At 42.9% G+C, this 1374-nt stretch carries 2 protein-coding genes and 1 pseudogene; all 3 read right to left on the reverse strand.

The window, feature by feature from the left end; all coding sequences use genetic code 11:
* Positions 1-130: 130 nt before the first annotated feature.
* Positions 131-541 carry a type II toxin-antitoxin system VapC family toxin gene (locus tag Q0212_RS07835; protein ID WP_297924246.1) on the reverse strand — a complete coding sequence of 137 codons (411 nt, stop codon included), beginning with the start codon at positions 539-541 and terminating at the stop codon, positions 131-133.
* Positions 528-785: a hypothetical protein gene (locus Q0212_RS07840; RefSeq protein WP_297924248.1), complete on the reverse strand. Its 258-nt coding sequence runs from the start codon at positions 783-785 to the stop codon at positions 528-530. Before Q0212_RS07840 ends, Q0212_RS07835 begins: the two co-directional genes overlap by 14 nt.
* 51 nt (positions 786-836) lie before the next feature.
* A pseudogene (locus Q0212_RS07845) lies at positions 837-1325 on the reverse strand (SAM-dependent methyltransferase); the annotation flags it as partial.
* Positions 1326-1374: the final 49 nt, after the last annotated feature.

Raw genomic sequence — 1374 nt, forward strand, 5'->3', positions numbered from 1 at the left:
TCTATATCTTCAAGCTCAAGAATCCATGTATCCCTATTAACTTGAGATAACTCTTTTTTAGCCGCTTTTCCGTAATCAATAGCTGCGCCCAATTTTGTCTCAATCCACCCCTCTGGCAAAACAACCTCACTCATTGTTTCACCTCATCAGCCAGCAACAACACCTTGTTAGGTGTTTTTAACACCTCAGCCTTATTACTCATGCGACGGTCAAAGGTCGCAAAGTCACCCACGCTATTCGCCAAATGCAACGCATCGGCAAAATCCATTCCTGACTCATACCAATTTAATGCTAAAGATACAGTTTCAGGCTCTTGCACCCATATTATTGGCAAGCACAAAATATGTCTAATGCGTTCTACCACCGCTTCACGCACCCAATTAAGCCCAGCTTTAGAACTTAATACCCACACGGCTTCAAGAAGTACCGTTTGTAAAATCATACAATCTTGAGATGTCAATAAATGAGTTGCTTGTTGTGCTTGCAACAAATCATCCTTAGCTAAATAGCGAACAATCACATTGGTATCAATCGTTATCATGTTGTCGACTCGCTTCATATTCAATTGCTGCATTCATTTCTTCAACCGACAAAACTTTTGTACTAAGATTCGGTTTTTGGTCGGGGGACTCTATCGCTACCACAGGGAAATATTTACGCTTATCCTCTTGTAGCTTTCGCATATCTTTTTTACTCGCAACAAAATCTAAAAAGTCAGCAACCTCTTGCAAAGTATAACTGTCTAACATTTTTGCTTTTTCATAAATTAATTCAGCCGTTATCATGTTCTTTGCCTCGTTAAATATCGTTTATTTCAAAGTCAGTATAGCATTTGATTAAATGGCTTTGGTTTCTAAACCCAACACCTCAGCCAACAAACCTTTTTGTACACTCGCCTGCTCACCTGCGCCCAATGCCAACATCAAACCATCCAACTCACGCAATGCCTCTGTTAACTCCGTCATCGCCTCTGCCGCCAACACATCAGGCTCAGGCAAATTCGCCGCATCCACACTGTTATTATCTTTTAGCCAACTAATATCCAACGAATCGCCTTTGCTATCCCTAATATACTCCCGACTAAAACAACGCCAACGGCTGTTGTCTAAGCTCTGCTCACCTTCGCACAACGTCCATTCACCCTCTGTGCGTGGGCTAGTCCCATCCGCCAACTCACCATATACCGCCTCAAACGGTTTTAAATGCTGCTCGGTAAACGGTGTGCGTTTGCCAAAACTCGGCATATTGGCGCGTAAGTCATATACCCACACGTTTTGCGTACAGTTTTGGTCTTGTAGCTTATTGGTAGGACTGCCTTTACTGAACAACCACCAGCTAAAGCTGGAGGGTTAGCCATCACGACTAAAGTCGGGA

The organism is uncultured Agitococcus sp. (assembly GCF_937920075.1).
Taxonomy (GTDB): Bacteria; Pseudomonadota; Gammaproteobacteria; order Pseudomonadales; family Moraxellaceae; genus Agitococcus.

What these genes read in the sequence shown, in the direction of transcription:
- Q0212_RS07835 (WP_297924246.1), bottom strand. Translation starts at nt 541, where the DNA reads ATGATAACGATTGATACCAATGTGATTGTTCGCTATTTAGCTAAGGAT.
- Q0212_RS07840 (WP_297924248.1), bottom strand. Translation starts at nt 785, where the DNA reads ATGATAACGGCTGAATTAATTTATGAAAAAGCAAAAATGTTAGACAGT.